Genomic DNA, 14,825 nt, shown 5'->3' on the forward strand with positions numbered 1-14,825 from the left:
GGTCAACGGAGAGTTTCATGGCTGACAACAGCGCCAAGCTCAATTTCATCGTTGCGCTCACCGACATGATCACCGGCCCCCTGGGTAAGGTGAACGCCAGTTTTACCGAGCTGGCCAGCGGTGCGCAAAAGGGTCTGACCCAGATGGGCGTGGGGGCGGCCGGTTTGGTCGCCACCGGCTACGCGTTGCAAGCCGCCATGGGCCCCGCGATTGACCAGCAGCGGGCGTTGGGCGAAGTGAAGTCACTCGGCGTCGCCGCCGAGAGCCTGGACCTGCTCAACCAGAAGTCCCTGGAGTTCGCCATCAATTACGGCGAAAACGCCCAGGCCTTTGTCCGCTCCGCCTACGACATTCAGAGCGCCATTGCCGGGCTCACCGGCACTCAGTTGGCCACCTTTACCAACGCATCCAACGTGCTGGCCAAAGCCACCAAGGCCGATGCGGCGACCATCACCAACTACGTCGGCACCATGTACGGCATCTTCAAAGACCAGGCCGACGCCATGGGCAAAGGCGATTGGGTCGAGAACCTAGCTGGTGTCACGGCGACCGCCGTAAAAATGTTCAAGACCACCGGTCAGGGGATGAGTGACGCGTTCACCTCGGTCGGTGCCAACGCCACCGCCGCCGGCATCAGCCTGAACGAACAAATGGCGATCCTCGGCACGCTGCAAGCCACCATGAGCGGAGGCGAAGCCGGTACCCAGTACAAATCCTTTTTGGCCGGTGTTGGCGGTGCCCAAGGCAAACTCGGTTTGAAATTCACCGACGCCCAGGGCGCGATGCTGCCCGTTTTGCAGATCCTCGAAAAAATCAAAGGCAAGTTCGGCGACACCTTGGACGTGGCCGAGTCGGATGCCTTGAAAGCAGCCTTCGGCTCTGACGAAGCCGTGAGCATGATCAAGCTGCTGATGGCCGATACCGATGGCCTGGCCGACAGTTTGAACGCCCTGGGCCAGGTGCAAGGCATGGAACAAGCCCAGACCATGGCCGAAGCCATGATTGATCCCTGGGCACAATTCGCCAGCACCATCGAAGTGCTGAAAATCGCGTTCGGCCAATTGATTGGCCCTGCGCTGACGCCCCTGCTGAAGATGCTCACCGAAGGCGGCGCGAAGGTTCTGAAATGGACCAAGCTGTTCCCCCACCTGACCAAAGTGATCGGTATGACCGTGCTCAGCGTCATTGCGCTGGTAGCGGCCATCGCGCTCTTCACTTTGGGCATGGGGATGGCTCGCACGGTAATGGTCGGTTTCATCGTCATTCAGAAGATCTTCCGGATGGGCTGGCTACTGACCAAAGCGGCGGTAATGTCCAACATCGTTTGGGGTGCCCTCTACATCACGCTGCTCGGCGTTATGGCCATCGGCATGGGCACCATCAGTGCCGCCATGATGATTTGGCAAGGGATCATCTGGCTGGTCAATGCCGCGTTACTCGCCAACCCGATCGGCTTGGTCGTCACCGGTATCGTTGCCCTGGTCGCCGTCATTGTCGCGGCCATTTACTACTGGGATGAATGGACGGCGGCGCTGCTCAACAGTGCCGCGTTCACCTGGCTCAATGAACAATTCCAAGTCCTGAGCAACTGGCTTGCCTCATTCGGCACGCTGGCCAGCGAAGCCTGGAGCGCGTTCACCACCGCCTGGAGTGACCTGTCGGTGTTCGACCTGTTGGGGGACGCTGCCAACGGCTTGATCGAGCTGCTGAACCAGATTCCTGGCATCAATATCGAAACCCGCTTTGCGACGCCGACCGCCCCGGGCACTGCGGAAGCCCTGGGCGCCGCGACAGGCCCAGGCGCGCCCGAAGCGCTACACGGTGCGGTAGTGCCCGGCGTTCCCGAGGCGATGCAGGCCGCTGACCAGGCCAACATGGCCACCAAGGCGCAGCAGACCATCAACGGCGCCATTCCCAGCTTGCTGCCTGCCGGTCCCAGTGAGGTGCCTGCCGGCGGTTTGATGCAGTCGTTCCAGAACAACACCACGCAGAACAAGGGCACGCAGATTGGCAAGGTTGAGATCCACACCAGCCAACCGCTGTCGCAACACGAACTCGACAAGATGCTGGAGATGGCCGCCGGATGAGTGAATACGTCGACTTGCTGATCAGTGCCAATGACCTGGTGTTCGATCCATCGAACCAGCCCATGGAGATCGAGGACCGCGCCAGCATTGCCCAGGACATCGCTCACATGATTCGTGAAAGCGGCCTGTTGGTGACGCTGATCGCCGAGCGCAACAGCCTGCGTCAGCGCGACTGCATCCAGCAGCTGGAGCTGATGGTGGAAGCGGACGAACGTCTGGTGCCGGGTACGGCGCGCATCACTCAACCCGGGTACGGCCAGTATTTGATCGAGGCCGATACCATTAAATTTGGCAGCATCGAGGTGGCGTTTTGAGCGATGTAGATTTTCGTCAGGCGTTGGCTGACGCCGGCATTCCGACCACGCAGGAAGAGCTACAGGCTGCATGGGAAAGTGAGATTGCCGAACAGGGCAGTCGCTTGAGCAACACCAGCGCCTGGTCGCCATTCTGGCGGGTGGTGACGGCCATCGTGACCGAACCGGTGATGTGGTTAATCGACTTTATGGTCGAAGTCTCGCTGCCCAACGCCTACGTCAAAACCGCCGAAGGTGAGTATCTGGAAATGCTCGCCTGGGCAGTTCAGGTGGAACCCATGGGCGCCACCAAAACCGAAGGCAATCTGCTGTTCACCCGTTCCAGCCCAGTCGGCACGCTGGAAGTGGCCGCCGGCACACGCGTTCAGTCCGGCGCCATTAACGGCCATGTGTACGAGCTGTTGACCAGTCTGCCCGGCACCTTTACCGACGGTCTCACCCAGATCCTGATTCCGGCCATCGCCGCCGAACCGGGCAGCGGCTACAACCTCGCACCGGGTTACTACGCCATCTTGCCGGAGCCGGTACCGGGCATTGTCAACGTGGTCAACCTGGACGGCTGGATGACCGTGCCGGGCACTGACAAGGAGTCGGACGAAGACCTTCGCCTGCGCACGCGCAACCAATACTCGGCCATCAACCAGTGGAACACCGACGCGGTTTACCGTGCGCTGATCACCACCTTTCCCGGCGTACAACCGGACGGCGTGTACTTTGAACACGAAGCCCCACGCGGCCCAGGCAGTGCCAATGCTTTTGTGCTGTTTGAAGCCAACGTACCGGCGGACAGCTACCTGGAAGAAATTAACGACTACATACGCGACCAGGGCAACCATGGCCATGGTGACGACATGCTGGTCATGGCCATGCCCGAGACCCTGCATGACATCCGCGTCACGCTGTGGCCGGTGCTGAATCTGCCCACAGAGCAATCCGACAAGCTGTTTGCCGATGTCGAGATGTTCATCCGCACGGCCTTTCGTGAAAGTACCCAGGCCGACTATCAGCCCACGCTGACCTATCCCCAGTCGCGATTTTCGTTCAGCCGCCTGGGCGAAGAGCTGCACCAAACTTTCCCCGAACTCGACTCGCTGCACTTCGACAACCTCGACATCGTGTCGGACCTGAACATTCCCCGCATCCAGACGCTGGAGGTGGTGGCCGGTGTTTAACCTCAAACTGCCGTTTTGGCTCGACGGGCCGGAGCTGGCCAAACTCAAAGCAGCCGCACAAGCCTGGTGGGGCAACGTCGAGGGCTGGCTGAATTGGCCGCTGCACCAGATCGACCCTGACATCTGCCCACTCTCGTTGCTCGATCTGCTCGCCTGGCAGCGCGACATCACTCGTTTCCCCGGGGAAGAGGAAAGCCTGTACCGCTTGCGGATCAAGCACGCCTACATCAACGCCGTGGACGCGGGCAGCACGGCGGGTTTGAAACGAATCCTGATGCGCCTGGGCGTCGGCCGCGTCGAGATTCAGGAGCGCATGGAGGGCCGCGACTGGGACGTGGTGTTCGTGAAGATCACCGACGAACAGAGCGCACTGCACTCCGACCTGCTGCGTGTACTGCTCCGCAGTTACGGGCGCACCTGTCGCCGATACGCATTTTTGACCGTGACCCCGCTGGATAACCTGCGGGTGTTCGCGGTGGAGTTCAACGACGACCAGCAAACCCTGATTGCCAGTTACGAGGAAGCCACATGGCCGCAATAACCATCGCCGGTGAAAACCTGATCGCCGAAAAGCAAGCCGCTCAGGAAGTCCTGGTCGTGAGCAAGTTTCTCTACGCCCTGGTGCCCGGGCTTGATCCGGCCACACCGGTGGATCGCTATGCCGGCAAGCCACCGCCCGAACAGATCATGTACGAAACGGACATCACCAAAGGCGGCTACGTGGACCCCAACCAGGTGGTCTACAGCAGCATGATCGGCTCCAATGTCGGCGACTGGGACTTCAACTGGTTGGGCCTGGAAACTGCTGAAGGTGCGCTGTTAGCCGCGGCTTACACGCCGGTGCAGCAGAAGCGCAAAAACATCCCGAACCAGCAGATCGGCAACAACATCACCCGCAACATGATGTTGGTGTTCGACGGTGCGCAGTCGGTCACCGAGCTGACCATCAACGCCGACACCTGGCAGGCGGACTTCACCGTGCGGATGTCGGGCATGGACGAGCGCGAGCGCCTGAGCAACCGCGACATGTTCGGGCGGGCCTGTTTCTTTGCCGACAGCTTGGCCCTGGTCTATCAGGACGAGCAGTTCACCCTCCAGCCAGGCATTGCCTACGTGGAAGGCTTGGCTGTCCATCAGCCAGCCGGCGCACTCATCACGCCGCCGGCGTTCCCCTTTACCTTGTGGTACGACATTTCGCTGCAAGGTCAGTTGAGTGACGTGAAAGTGGTGCTGGCCACCAGCTACGGCGACGCCCTGGTGGACTACGCCGATAACAACGGTGTGTGGCACTACCTGGTGCCGGTGGCTACGGTTCTCAGCGCCACCGAAATCACCGACCTGCGTAGCACCGTTGAACCCATTACTGGAGCTTTGATTCAGCACCTCGCCGCGCGCATTGGTGACTATCCGGAGTTGCGGGCACGAGCCACCACCAAAGAGGACGTCGACCTGGGCAATCTGCCCAACGCCAAGAGCGATGACCCTGAGTCCAACAGCAGTGACATTCTGGCGACCACCGCCGCCGTGTATGCCGTCAAGACGGGCATCGAAACCGACCTCGCCGCACTCGGTACCGCCGCGTACTTGGATGCGCAAACCGATGTGCACGACGAAACGGCTGAGGCACTGATGAAGGTCGGAGCATTTGGGCTGGGTGGCACCGGCATTGTTTTGCCTGCCGACACGAATCTGGACACGGTTGTTCTCGGTGGTCTTTACCGAGTAAATACTGGAGGCGGAATCCCGGATGGAATGCTGCACAGTCCGATGCTGGTATTGCGCGCAGACGACACGATTGCGCAGATTCTCGTCAACTACGTATCGGGCACCATCGTATCTCGGGCTGGCGACCGTGCGGGCGTTGACCCGGTTCCTAACTTTGGTGAATGGACCACCAGCTGGAATGGCACCAATCTGGTTAAACAAACCTCCCCCCAAGATGATGAGCCGGGGCGCATTCTACTCGCGGGTGCGTATGGCTGGGGTCGGGGAGGGATTGTCCTTCCCATCGACACAGATCTAAACACAATCACCGCCGCAGGCGTTTACCGCGTGAACTCCGGGCCGAACTTTCCAAATGGTGGTCTGTACTCCGCCATGATAGTCGCAGTCAGTCAGGACACGCTCTCGCAACAAATCATCGAATACGGCACCGGGACGCTTTATACGCGTGGTGCCGTCCTGACAGAAGCGGGATACGTCTTCAGTGCATGGCAAATGGGTTGGAATAGCGGCAACTTCAACCCTACCTTATATCAACCGGCGTTAGGTTTTACTCCCGTGCAACAGGGCACGGGTGTTGGACAGCTACAGAACGCGGTAAAGCTGGGTTGGAATGGTAACGGCGCGGTCAAGGTTACGGTTGATGCCTCTGATTTTGGCGAGCTATGGATGGACGGCATGGGCACAGAAAAAGTGCGCTGGGCCAACGCCGCGTTTGGCGCGGGTGAGGTGGGCACCTATGGCATGTTTATTGTTGTCGTAAACATAAATACAGGTGCATTGGGGCCGGGAACGCTAGTAGCAGGCGGCTACATGGGGTGGTCAAACGCGGGTGGCGAGAACTACGGCGCTCCTGGAGGTACCTGGATGGTTATGGGCGGCTCCTCGAACAGTTCCGCCGGTAATATTTATTCGACAACCATTTGCAAGAGGGTTGCATGATGAACTACACCAACGTGTTGACCCCGCAATGGACCAATGCAGACCACACAGCCGTCAACGTGGTCTTGGTCACCGAAGCGCTGGGTGATATACCTTTCACCGCCACACCCAACGACTCGACCAGCTACGGCCCGGAGATCTATGAGCGCGTGGTAGCAGGTGAGTTTGGCGAGATCGCTGCCCCACCCTCGGAAGCGAATACCAGCCCCGAAGCCAAGGCCCGAATCGAACAGCTGTGGGTTAAAGAACAACTGGCTCAAGCAGAGCAAGAAATCTGCAAACACGAAGATCAGGATCCGCAGGCCTCGTTCACGGAACAGGCCTGGCGCACCTACCGGGTTGAGTTGAGAGCCTGGCCCCGGAGTGAGTTGTTTCCCAATGCTGAAGACCGCCCAACCGCGCCCGACGGCCAGCAGCCATGACCTGGGCGCCGGTCACAATGCAGTGGCCCAGCGAAGCCACCCAATGGGTCGAAGGCCTGGACGAGGCCAAAGGCCTGGCCAGCACTGAGATCGCCAAGACAGAAGAGCGCCTGGCCGGCATGACGGCCACCACCAACCCGGGCCCCGTGGGTTCTGCCGCGCAAGAGGCCATCGAGGTCGGGCGCGCCGCCATGACCGAGCAACTGGCCACCGCGCCGGCCAGCCTCGTGGTGACGCCGTTCCAAAGTGGCATGGGCCAGGGCCGGGGGTATCAAAAGTTTCTCTCGGCACCCAACCTGCTGGAGGCGCTGGCCAACAAGCTTACCGACACCGATGCCGGCCGTCCCGAAGGCGAGCAGTATGGTTTGTGTGTGCTGTTCCTTTCGACACGCTTCGACCAGTTTGCTGCCACCCTGGGGCGCTTCAATGCCTTGCTGCCCACTCCCGACCTGGAGCGCGCCGAACGCCGTGCCGCGAACATCGCGCGTTTGGAGGCGGAGAAGTGGACACTGCCCACGGCCGAGACATTGCCGCGCTGGGGAGCTTTGCCGCTGGAGCGTTGCACCGTGACCCGGGTATCCCAGCAGACGCTAAACAGTCAGTTGGCCATCTATGAAAGCTACGCTGCCGACACGTCCCCCATGTCTGACCTGAGCGCCTTGGCGACCCGCAAGGCTGAGCAGCAGGCCGCCAGTGATCAGCAGTTGAAAGATCTGCAAGATGCGCTGGCCAACGGTGTGCCCGATGCCACAATGCAGGCGCGCATGATCGGCCCAGGTGATGCCGCTGAGTTGCGCCGGCAACTGCTGGAAGGCCCCACGCCTGGCTATGAATGGGTGTTGTGTGCGGGCCTGCTGTTGCTCGGCAGCGAAGAGAGCCTGAGCTTTGTGCAGGAGTTGATCGGGCTATGACGCTGCTACTCAACGGCGAGAAAGTTCAGGGTAAGGGCCTCAAAGTCACGGCCACCTTGACTATCGAAAGTGAAGACCTGTCAGGCCAGACCAGCAATACGGCGCAGGCGCACAAGGGCTTCAAACCCAAAACCATCAGCGTCACACTGATGATCCCCTACCGAGATGAGTCCGACCTGCGCAACTTGATGCGCCTGGCCAGCTCCACCGCCGGCGGCGGACAACTGACTGTCTATCGGATCGTCAACCGCACGGCCTCGGCCTTCGGTGTGCGCGAAGTACAGTTCCGCGACAGTGTGAACGCTAATGAAGACGACAGCCTGCGAGCCTGGCGTGTTCAGTTCAATCTGATCGAAAAACTGTCGATACCGGAGCGCGTAGAGCAGCGCAGCCCGAATAATCCAGTGGTGCAGCAGAGTGCACCAGGACAACCCGTCTCTGGTGCATCCAGCGCGGATGGTGGCAGCGCACCCGTCGAGATGGATGGATTTGAGAAAGTCCTGAAGTCCGTCGACGACTGGTTAAAACCGGTCACGCCATGAACCTGCACAAAGTGTTGACCGTCGACGGGGTGTCCTACCCCCTCAGTAAAGATGAAACACGCCTGGACCATCACGCCCCCGGGCGCGCCAGTTTCACCATCACCGCCAGCGAATCCGTACACGGGTTGGTGACCTTCGACATTGGCTACAACGACAGCCCACTCCAGCGGCATTTTTTGGGCTACGTGGAGCGTTGCACTGCTGCCAACAGCCAACAGCAAGTCCTGCTGTGCCGTGAACTGTCCGCCGCGCTGGAAATCCCCATGCCGCTGAACCTGCGTCATGTGGACTTGCACGCGGTCCTGGCCGCGATCAGTGAGCGCAATGGCCTACGCTTTCGGGTGCCTGACCAAGCCTACGCCCGCACCAAAACCGCGTTTTTCTTCAACCTGGCCAACGGCGTGCAAGCCATCGACAGCCTGGGCAAAGTGTTTTCGATCCCGGACTTTATGTGGCAGCAGCAGGGCGACGGCGAAATCTATGTGGGCAGTTGGGCCGACAGCTTCTGGGGCCAGCGCCAGCCGTTGCAACTGCCCCGCGAGCTTTTTGACAGCTACAACAGCAACCAGAGCGCGGTCATTGCCGCGCTGCCAGGGATTCGTCCTGGTGCGCCGATTAACCAGGGCGAGCGCATCACCGCCGTAACCCTCACCGAAAGCCAGATGAGCATCAAATGGAAGACGTAATCCGCCGCGTGGTTGACCGCCAATATCCCGAATTGACTGGCGGCTATCACCTGCCGCGCTTTGCCCGGGTGGTGGCCATCCCGGACCCACCGACCAACGCGGGGCTGTGCGACGACTTTCGCCCGCGCTTCGCTGCTGACCTTGAGGTGCTGGGGCCGGACGGCGAACCCGATACGGCATTGCCGCTGCTCCAGGGCGTGCCGTTGCCGTTGCCGATGGGCGGAGAGTCCATGGGGATCTACGGCCTTCCCGACGAAGGCACCATGGTCGTGGTGTCGTTTGCTTACGGCCTGCCGCACAAACCCTTTGTCCTGGCCATCCTGCCCCAGGGCTTGAGCCTGCCCAACCTGCCCAAAGGCGATCAGGTCTGGCAGCACAGCGAAGCGGTACAGCAGCGCGTCGACGCCGATGGCAACTGGCTGCGCCAGACCGATGGTCAAATCCATGATCAAGCCAGCGAACGCCGTGTGGAGGCTCTGGAGAACACTGAGCACTACCAACGCCACAGACTTACCGTGGATGACCACAGTATCGAGTCAGTGGGTGGCATCAAAAAGATCGAGGCCCTGGGCTCGCTCAAGCTGCTCTCGGGTGGCTCTGCCAGCCTGGCGGCCGTGGACGACCTGCACCAGGCCACCGGTCGTGACCTGAATCTGGTCGTCGGGCAAAAGCTCAATGCGTCGGTGGGGGGAGATATGGAAGAGCGCATCACCGGCCTACGGCTCAGTGTGGCGGAGAAAACCTGGATGGGATCGGAAGGGGTGAACGTGTTGCAGGTCCTGTGCGACTTACTCGATCTGGTGACGGCGATGAATACGCAACTGGCCGGCCATTCTCATATACCTGGGCCTGCACCGAGTCCGAGCGATGCAAGCGTATTTACCGACAATGCAACACAAGCTTCCGTTCTGGTTGGGCAGCTAAAACCCATCACCCTGTAAGTGGATAACAGACGAGGTCATGAACCGTAATTGATAGCGGCACGTATCAATAGTTAAAAATATCAACGCCTACGAAAGTAAGCCTTTAAGCGTTCAGTATCAAAATATGGCTTTGGTACTGGTGCTAAATAAATATCAGCATCAGAGAACACCATTCGCACGCCTCGGGTACCGCTCCCCTTAAATTTCGCTTCAAAAGCATCAGCCAAAAGATCTGTGGCTTCTTTTAAACTTTGAAGCGCCTCGTCTAAAACTTCCAGGGTCTGTTCAGTCATGGCGCATATTGCAATCAATCGGCCCGGGTTAACCACAGAAGCGATATCGTCCAAACTAACACCTGTCTCTTTACGAAATTCGGAGGTATGCAAAAGCTCTCGATACTCATCCAACATCTGATTTCTGTTTGAGAAGTTCTCAAAGCAGGCGCTATATCTGAAGCCTGCAATCTTTACAATGTCTAAATGCGCAGACAAATTCATCGCTATCAAAATGTCGATGATTCGCGTATCAAGCTGGTCCTGCACGCTTGGTCTCGGAGATATCTTCGGGATTTCAAGAAACCTAATTTCACTATTTTGGTACGGGTGAATGTTATATTTTTTTATGGATAGCAAATCATTAAGCTTGTCCCCAAAAAGAATAATAGCCCTATGAAGTGTTGAGGCGTCAATTCTGCTTTCTTTATCGGACTCACTTTTCCGTTGCAAAAAATACGCACCATATGCACCAGCGATAGCCCCCCCAAAACCCGCCGACACCGGCCCTAGAACATCTTTTAAAACAGCAACGACCAATGGATTAATCAAAAGCGATATCTCTTGAGAGTAAGCCGCCACACCCAATAAAATATAAAATACAATCAGCGACCCAATTAAGACCCCAATTAAAAAAAAGAACCTCATAGAACCCTCAAAACTGGCCTTCATTTATTTCGCTAGCGTAGCAGGTCGAACGCAACTGGCTGGTCAAGTGGAGTGCAATTTCGCAGTAGCTTGCGCTTCAGCGAAAGCTGGCGGACCGGCTGGTAGAGGCCCCAGTTCGACGTCGGCCCCTTGTGTACGCATGGTGGCAACGACACGGGTCAATTCGTCTTCACTCAGCGTCAGCAACGCCGCCATGTAGAAATGCATGTGCATCCCCATGACTCGGCCCTCAGTGCGGCCCGTGTACTTGCGCCACTGCGACCCCTTCGCCAACCCGGCCAGATCCGCCATCTGCGGACTGGTGAACCCCAGTTCGATTTTCAGGCGCGCCAAATCTTCCGCCGTGGGCGGTCCATAGTGCTGAATTCGTTTCATTGAATGTCCGAAAGCCCCAAAACGCTGGGGCCAAAAGCTGGAAAGGTAGGTTACAGGTGCGAGATATAGGTGTAAGCCATGAACACCATACCGGCGCATGCGGCACCGATTAAGAACGGCACGAAGCCGTAGGTGGGCTTTTTGCTTAGGAGCTTGTCCAGGGCGGCGATCTCATCTGCCATCGGCTTGATCGGCGTCTTGTGGCTGTGGTTCATCGTTCATCCTCGTAAGGGGGGGCGGGCGCGCCTATCGCGGCCCTTATGGGTAATTTGGACCGATTCCCGGTAAAGCTCAAGGCCGAGAGGGTTGGCCCCGATGTTCGGGGCCGGTGACTCAGGGCTTGTTGAGCAGGTTGATCAGGGAAACTACCGCGGTAATCAGGGCCGCTCCAACCAGTAGCGGGTAAAACATTCCTTCCCGTCTCAACTTCTGTTCTTCGGTGATTAGCTTGCGGGTCTCAGCGACTAACTTCCGGTTTTCTAGCTGGAGCTTATCCAGTTCGAGGTAAGCTTTTTCATCTAGGTCCATTTGGCTTCCTTGGTCTGGGCGGCGCCTTCCGCGTCCCCCTTGGAAACTATATTGACCCCTTAAGGGTCACTCCGCAAGACCGTTTTCTGCCAGTCTTTCCCTAGTTTTCATGACTTCTCTGGATGCCACCTAGCGCTTGAGCCGCGCTTGCGTCCGTATCCCCGTTACTCACAGGAAAATTCTTGCGCGAAGAAAGCGCAGGCAAGGAACGCACTTTTCCCCCTCCCGCCGACGGGCTTTATACATATTTTTTGTGAAAGTATCTGGATGATGAAAATAGCCGTCCGGCTCACCCTGGCTACGGGGATAGCCAGGGTGATGGACTTTTCATTTTTTGCAGGAAAGAGAAAGAGATTGATACGGCCTCACGCATAAAGCCTTTAGTACGCCTCTCACAGCGGATACCTGGCAGCCCCGGGCTAGAGCCTGTAGAAATAGAAAACGAAGGTAATTCCTCGATTTTCAAAACTGGTAGAGGAGAGGGAGCGAACTGAAAATTCGAACACTTTGAGATTGAGTAAAAATGCCACGCAGAGCGCTCTATAAGGGCCTTGATAGTGTTTTTTTCTCGTGAATTGGCGTTTCATTTCTCTCGTCACAGACGAGACCTATCGCAAGGCAATGAAGACCAATCAAATTCGGCCCCCACTGTCTCCCCTCTTATCGCGTTACGACACGAGCTGATGTTTTAACGCCTCCGATAAAATATGCTCTGTGGTCCAACTTGCCTTATTTCCCTTGAGACCGAATTCCCCCAACCAAGATTTCTTATCTTCCTCGTCTAGCGGGAAATTTTCTGGTAAATATTGAACCAACAATTCTGCATCGCGAGTAATGCGATAGGCGTAGCCACTGTGGCCATTGACCTTTACAAAACGAATCTGCTGAACAACCTTCCCACTTCTCGAATTGTAAAATATATTCAGAGCCTGAGAATCTGAAAACTGTGGCGTATCTAACATAGCAAAAGAGTTAACTGCAAATTCCTCGTATGCAAATTGTTGTTCCAGCATACCTCCCTGTCTTAACGCACCAATATCGGCAATCCTGATATGGAGTTTAAATAAAGGGTATTCGCCACAATGCCGCAGGACGAACTGCCCTCCACTGCCTCCATTAGGCATCAAATAGCAAAAGCTGTCGCCTCCATTAATATGGCCTACCATTTTTGCCACGTTCTGCTCTAAACTTTCCGCTAAGTCTTGCAGTCGGCGTTCGACATTCCCAAAACTACTTTCTACGCCAACCTGCTTCCTAACTCTGAACACTTGTCCAACAACCCAACTCACCAGAAAAAAGGCAGGACCTAGGGTAGACATATACCCTACAAAATCAAACTTAACCCCCCATTTCGAGTAAATAGTCCAAGATACAGAAATAAAAAACGGCAACCAGAACTCTTTAAGCAACTGAAATAATACCTTCACCAGCCCTCCTGAATTTATTGAGTTAAACCTTTCCAACGGCTCGAAGCGATTCGACGCACTCTGTTGGTTATGGGCCTTTATGATCAACTTATTCTTTTTTTGCAAAATCCAATAGCTTTTTGACCTCTTCAATACTGAATTTTTCTAGTAACTGTTGGACCGGGAGCTTCTCCGTATGTTTGCCGTCTAGAGTTTTAGAGGCGTTAAAAGAAATGGCTTCGATAGCCTTTCCAATCAACTCTTTTTGTAAGACATCTGCATCGACCTGAAGCGCCTGAAGTTGCTTCTTATAACTTTCATATGAAGACGCAAAAGCCTCCTTGTGAGCATACTCTTGCTGAAGCCGTTCATACTGACTGCGGCGAGTTGCTGAAAATATTGCAACCCAAATCACGGGCAAGACAATCGGGAGTCGGGCAAGAAGGGTACGCAACATTCCGTCCCAGTCGCTCGTTTTTACGAATTCAACGCGGAACGGCGACAGCGAGAAATTGTCCGCCACCAGTGCCATTCCACCGACGAACAAAATCAGCATTGAGACGTAAAACGCAACCGTATAGCCAATGATAGGGGTATCAAATTTGTTCTTGAGTTTATTATAGGCTGAGGCTAGACCCGCACTCGTGGCTCCAGGCAACAAAGATTCTATACTTTCGAACAATGCTTCTTGCCGCGTCTTTTGCTCTACTTCATGTTTACCGAGTTGCTCTAGCCGATTATCGAGTTCTCGCTTTAACCCGTCCTCTTGCATTTCGTCGTCATCGGCCAGCCGGCGACCAAAAATTCGTTCATAAAAACGTTCCAACTCTTTGTTTCTTGTTGTGGCAGAGTCCAGCATATCGTCAAGTGAGTTGCGCAAGTCATGTATTTCTTTTGCATAAATCGTGACTGTCTCAGATGTGGACTCAGGCCCTTCGAAAAGTTTCTGATGCAAAGCCACTACGGCCTTCTGTTTTTCTTCCACATCAGAAACCATTTCCTTGACGTACTTTTCTGCCGGGTTGTTTCCCTCTACCCCTTCGTACAGGTAATCGTCGAACTGCTTCGCACGCAGCTCCATAGCTTCAATATTCTTTTGTTGTGCGACAGCGTCATCTACGGCGGTTTCAAGGCTTGCTTGAACCGCTGAGGCCCGCGTTTTAAATGCTTCAACATACTGCGAAATCTGATTGATAAATGCCTTTTCCGCCTCTCCAAGCGCCTGTAAGGCCTGTTGTGGAAGCACCATGTATGGGCGTACGTAGGTTAAGAGGTTATCAGCGTGTTCGTTCGCCTGGATGAGGTGTGCGACGTTCCGATTGCTGTCGTATGCTCGAATCTGCTGTAAACATGCCTCTGCTTGGCCGTGGCAATTTACCCACACGGTTTTGGGGGTAAGCTCCATATCTGCATTAGCAATGATGCTGTCGACATAGGCGAGTACCTTTTTCAGCCTTGCCAGTTCTTCCACCGTTGTTGATACAGTTTGATCATCGACACCTATCGGCTCGATCTCCATCAGCAACGCTGCCCATAGGATCTTGAATGGGTGCTTATCAAACTCTTGAGTCCATCTCGTCATCGGGCTTTCCCTCTATCGTTGCCTAAATATTACACAGCGGTTCGTAGGAAGCACGAATGTCTAATGGCACTCGCACGGGGACCCACTTCGAGTAACTGTGAGACGACGATTTCTTGGCCATTTTTATCTGTCGCCACCCGCAATGACCGTCCACACTCCGTCCACAGCACCGGTAAAAATATGCGGAATATAGGTACACCAAGCCAGATAATTCTAATGTTTTCTCGCCAAACTCAATGGACTTAAGGACATTAAGTGGGCTCATAATCCTT

At 56.0% G+C, this 14,825-nt stretch carries 16 protein-coding genes; 10 read left to right on the forward strand and 6 right to left on the reverse strand.

Translation table 11 applies throughout. The annotated features are described in order from the left end of the window. Positions 1–17 precede the first annotated feature (17 nt). Genes J1D76_RS17815 through J1D76_RS17860 form a run of 10 tightly spaced genes read left to right on the forward strand, consistent with a single transcriptional unit; the run spans position 18 to position 9,739 of the window. Positions 18–2,087, forward strand: coding sequence for a phage tail tape measure protein (locus J1D76_RS17815; RefSeq protein WP_421139562.1), 2,070 nt, complete (start codon positions 18–20; stop codon positions 2,085–2,087). Further along, positions 2,084–2,401, forward strand: a complete 318-nt coding sequence (locus tag J1D76_RS17820) for a DUF2590 family protein (protein WP_102701202.1) — start codon at positions 2,084–2,086, stop codon at positions 2,399–2,401. The genes J1D76_RS17815 and J1D76_RS17820 overlap by 4 nt, the downstream gene beginning before the upstream one ends. Further along, positions 2,398–3,573, forward strand: a complete 1,176-nt coding sequence (locus J1D76_RS17825; RefSeq protein WP_421139563.1) for a baseplate J/gp47 family protein — start codon at positions 2,398–2,400, stop codon at positions 3,571–3,573. Before J1D76_RS17820 ends, J1D76_RS17825 begins: the two co-directional genes overlap by 4 nt. Next, on the forward strand, positions 3,566–4,114 hold the full coding sequence (locus tag J1D76_RS17830) for a phage tail protein (RefSeq protein WP_421139564.1): 549 nt from the start codon (positions 3,566–3,568) through the stop codon (positions 4,112–4,114). Before J1D76_RS17825 ends, J1D76_RS17830 begins: the two co-directional genes overlap by 8 nt. Next, positions 4,102–6,237 (forward strand): phage tail protein, encoded by a 2,136-nt coding sequence (locus J1D76_RS17835; RefSeq protein ID WP_421139566.1) that lies wholly within the window; start codon positions 4,102–4,104, stop codon positions 6,235–6,237. The genes J1D76_RS17830 and J1D76_RS17835 overlap by 13 nt, the downstream gene beginning before the upstream one ends. Continuing rightward, positions 6,234–6,659, forward strand: a complete 426-nt coding sequence (locus J1D76_RS17840; protein WP_421139567.1) for a hypothetical protein — start codon at positions 6,234–6,236, stop codon at positions 6,657–6,659. The genes J1D76_RS17835 and J1D76_RS17840 overlap by 4 nt, the downstream gene beginning before the upstream one ends. Continuing rightward, the gene (locus J1D76_RS17845; RefSeq protein ID WP_421139568.1) at positions 6,656–7,570 is read left to right on the forward strand and encodes a hypothetical protein; all 915 of its coding nucleotides are present in this window, start codon (positions 6,656–6,658) and stop codon (positions 7,568–7,570) included. Before J1D76_RS17840 ends, J1D76_RS17845 begins: the two co-directional genes overlap by 4 nt. Beyond that, the gene (locus tag J1D76_RS17850) at positions 7,567–8,112 is read left to right on the forward strand and encodes a DNA-binding protein (RefSeq protein ID WP_421139569.1); all 546 of its coding nucleotides are present in this window, start codon (positions 7,567–7,569) and stop codon (positions 8,110–8,112) included. The genes J1D76_RS17845 and J1D76_RS17850 overlap by 4 nt, the downstream gene beginning before the upstream one ends. Beyond that, a complete protein-coding gene (locus J1D76_RS17855) occupies positions 8,109–8,798 on the forward strand; it encodes a hypothetical protein (RefSeq protein WP_421139570.1) in 690 nt (229 codons plus the stop codon). Before J1D76_RS17850 ends, J1D76_RS17855 begins: the two co-directional genes overlap by 4 nt. Next, positions 8,786–9,739 carry a hypothetical protein gene (locus J1D76_RS17860; RefSeq protein WP_421139572.1) on the forward strand — a complete coding sequence of 318 codons (954 nt, stop codon included), beginning with the start codon at positions 8,786–8,788 and terminating at the stop codon, positions 9,737–9,739. The genes J1D76_RS17855 and J1D76_RS17860 overlap by 13 nt, the downstream gene beginning before the upstream one ends. A 62-nt stretch (positions 9,740–9,801) precedes the next feature. On the opposite strand, the gene J1D76_RS17865 is transcribed toward J1D76_RS17860, so the two are convergent. The 6 genes from J1D76_RS17865 to J1D76_RS17890 form a co-directional block, all read right to left on the reverse strand. Further along, on the reverse strand, positions 9,802–10,665 hold the full coding sequence (locus tag J1D76_RS17865; protein WP_421139573.1) for a hypothetical protein: 864 nt from the start codon (positions 10,663–10,665) through the stop codon (positions 9,802–9,804). Between the two features lie 39 nt (positions 10,666–10,704). Beyond that, entirely contained in the window at positions 10,705–11,037 is a 333-nt protein-coding gene (locus J1D76_RS17870; protein WP_421139574.1) for an XRE family transcriptional regulator, read from the reverse strand. Positions 11,038–11,087: 50 nt separating this feature from the next. Beyond that, positions 11,088–11,252 carry a hypothetical protein gene (locus tag J1D76_RS17875; protein ID WP_421139576.1) on the reverse strand — a complete coding sequence of 55 codons (165 nt, stop codon included), beginning with the start codon at positions 11,250–11,252 and terminating at the stop codon, positions 11,088–11,090. A gap of 118 nt (positions 11,253–11,370) precedes the next feature. Continuing rightward, positions 11,371–11,565: a hypothetical protein gene (locus J1D76_RS17880; protein ID WP_421139577.1), complete on the reverse strand. Its 195-nt coding sequence runs from the start codon at positions 11,563–11,565 to the stop codon at positions 11,371–11,373. A 668-nt stretch (positions 11,566–12,233) separates the two neighbouring features. After that, positions 12,234–12,992 carry a hypothetical protein gene (locus J1D76_RS17885; RefSeq protein WP_421139578.1) on the reverse strand — a complete coding sequence of 253 codons (759 nt, stop codon included), beginning with the start codon at positions 12,990–12,992 and terminating at the stop codon, positions 12,234–12,236. An 88-nt stretch (positions 12,993–13,080) separates the two neighbouring features. Continuing rightward, positions 13,081–14,553 carry a hypothetical protein gene (locus J1D76_RS17890; RefSeq protein WP_421139579.1) on the reverse strand — a complete coding sequence of 491 codons (1,473 nt, stop codon included), beginning with the start codon at positions 14,551–14,553 and terminating at the stop codon, positions 13,081–13,083. Positions 14,554–14,825: the final 272 nt, after the last annotated feature.

This window comes from Pseudomonas sp. NFX15 (assembly GCF_049132105.1).
Taxonomy (GTDB): Bacteria; Pseudomonadota; Gammaproteobacteria; order Pseudomonadales; family Pseudomonadaceae; genus Aquipseudomonas.

Bases quoted from the DNA above. Each gene is read 5' to 3' on its own strand.
- J1D76_RS17815 (WP_421139562.1), top strand. From the start codon at position 18: ATGGCTGACAACAGCGCCAAGCTCAATTTCATCGTTGCGCTCACCGAC.
- J1D76_RS17820 (WP_102701202.1), top strand. From the start codon at position 2,084: ATGAGTGAATACGTCGACTTGCTGATCAGTGCCAATGACCTGGTGTTC.
- J1D76_RS17835 (WP_421139566.1), top strand. From the start codon at position 4,102: ATGGCCGCAATAACCATCGCCGGTGAAAACCTGATCGCCGAAAAGCAA.
- J1D76_RS17840 (WP_421139567.1), top strand. From the start codon at position 6,234: ATGATGAACTACACCAACGTGTTGACCCCGCAATGGACCAATGCAGAC.
- J1D76_RS17845 (WP_421139568.1), top strand. From the start codon at position 6,656: ATGACCTGGGCGCCGGTCACAATGCAGTGGCCCAGCGAAGCCACCCAA.
- J1D76_RS17850 (WP_421139569.1), top strand. From the start codon at position 7,567: ATGACGCTGCTACTCAACGGCGAGAAAGTTCAGGGTAAGGGCCTCAAA.
- J1D76_RS17855 (WP_421139570.1), top strand. From the start codon at position 8,109: ATGAACCTGCACAAAGTGTTGACCGTCGACGGGGTGTCCTACCCCCTC.
- J1D76_RS17860 (WP_421139572.1), top strand. From the start codon at position 8,786: ATGGAAGACGTAATCCGCCGCGTGGTTGACCGCCAATATCCCGAATTG.
- J1D76_RS17865 (WP_421139573.1), bottom strand. From the start codon at position 10,665: ATGAAGGCCAGTTTTGAGGGTTCTATGAGGTTCTTTTTTTTAATTGGG.
- J1D76_RS17870 (WP_421139574.1), bottom strand. From the start codon at position 11,037: ATGAAACGAATTCAGCACTATGGACCGCCCACGGCGGAAGATTTGGCG.
- J1D76_RS17875 (WP_421139576.1), bottom strand. From the start codon at position 11,252: ATGAACCACAGCCACAAGACGCCGATCAAGCCGATGGCAGATGAGATC.
- J1D76_RS17880 (WP_421139577.1), bottom strand. From the start codon at position 11,565: ATGGACCTAGATGAAAAAGCTTACCTCGAACTGGATAAGCTCCAGCTA.
- J1D76_RS17890 (WP_421139579.1), bottom strand. From the start codon at position 14,553: ATGACGAGATGGACTCAAGAGTTTGATAAGCACCCATTCAAGATCCTA.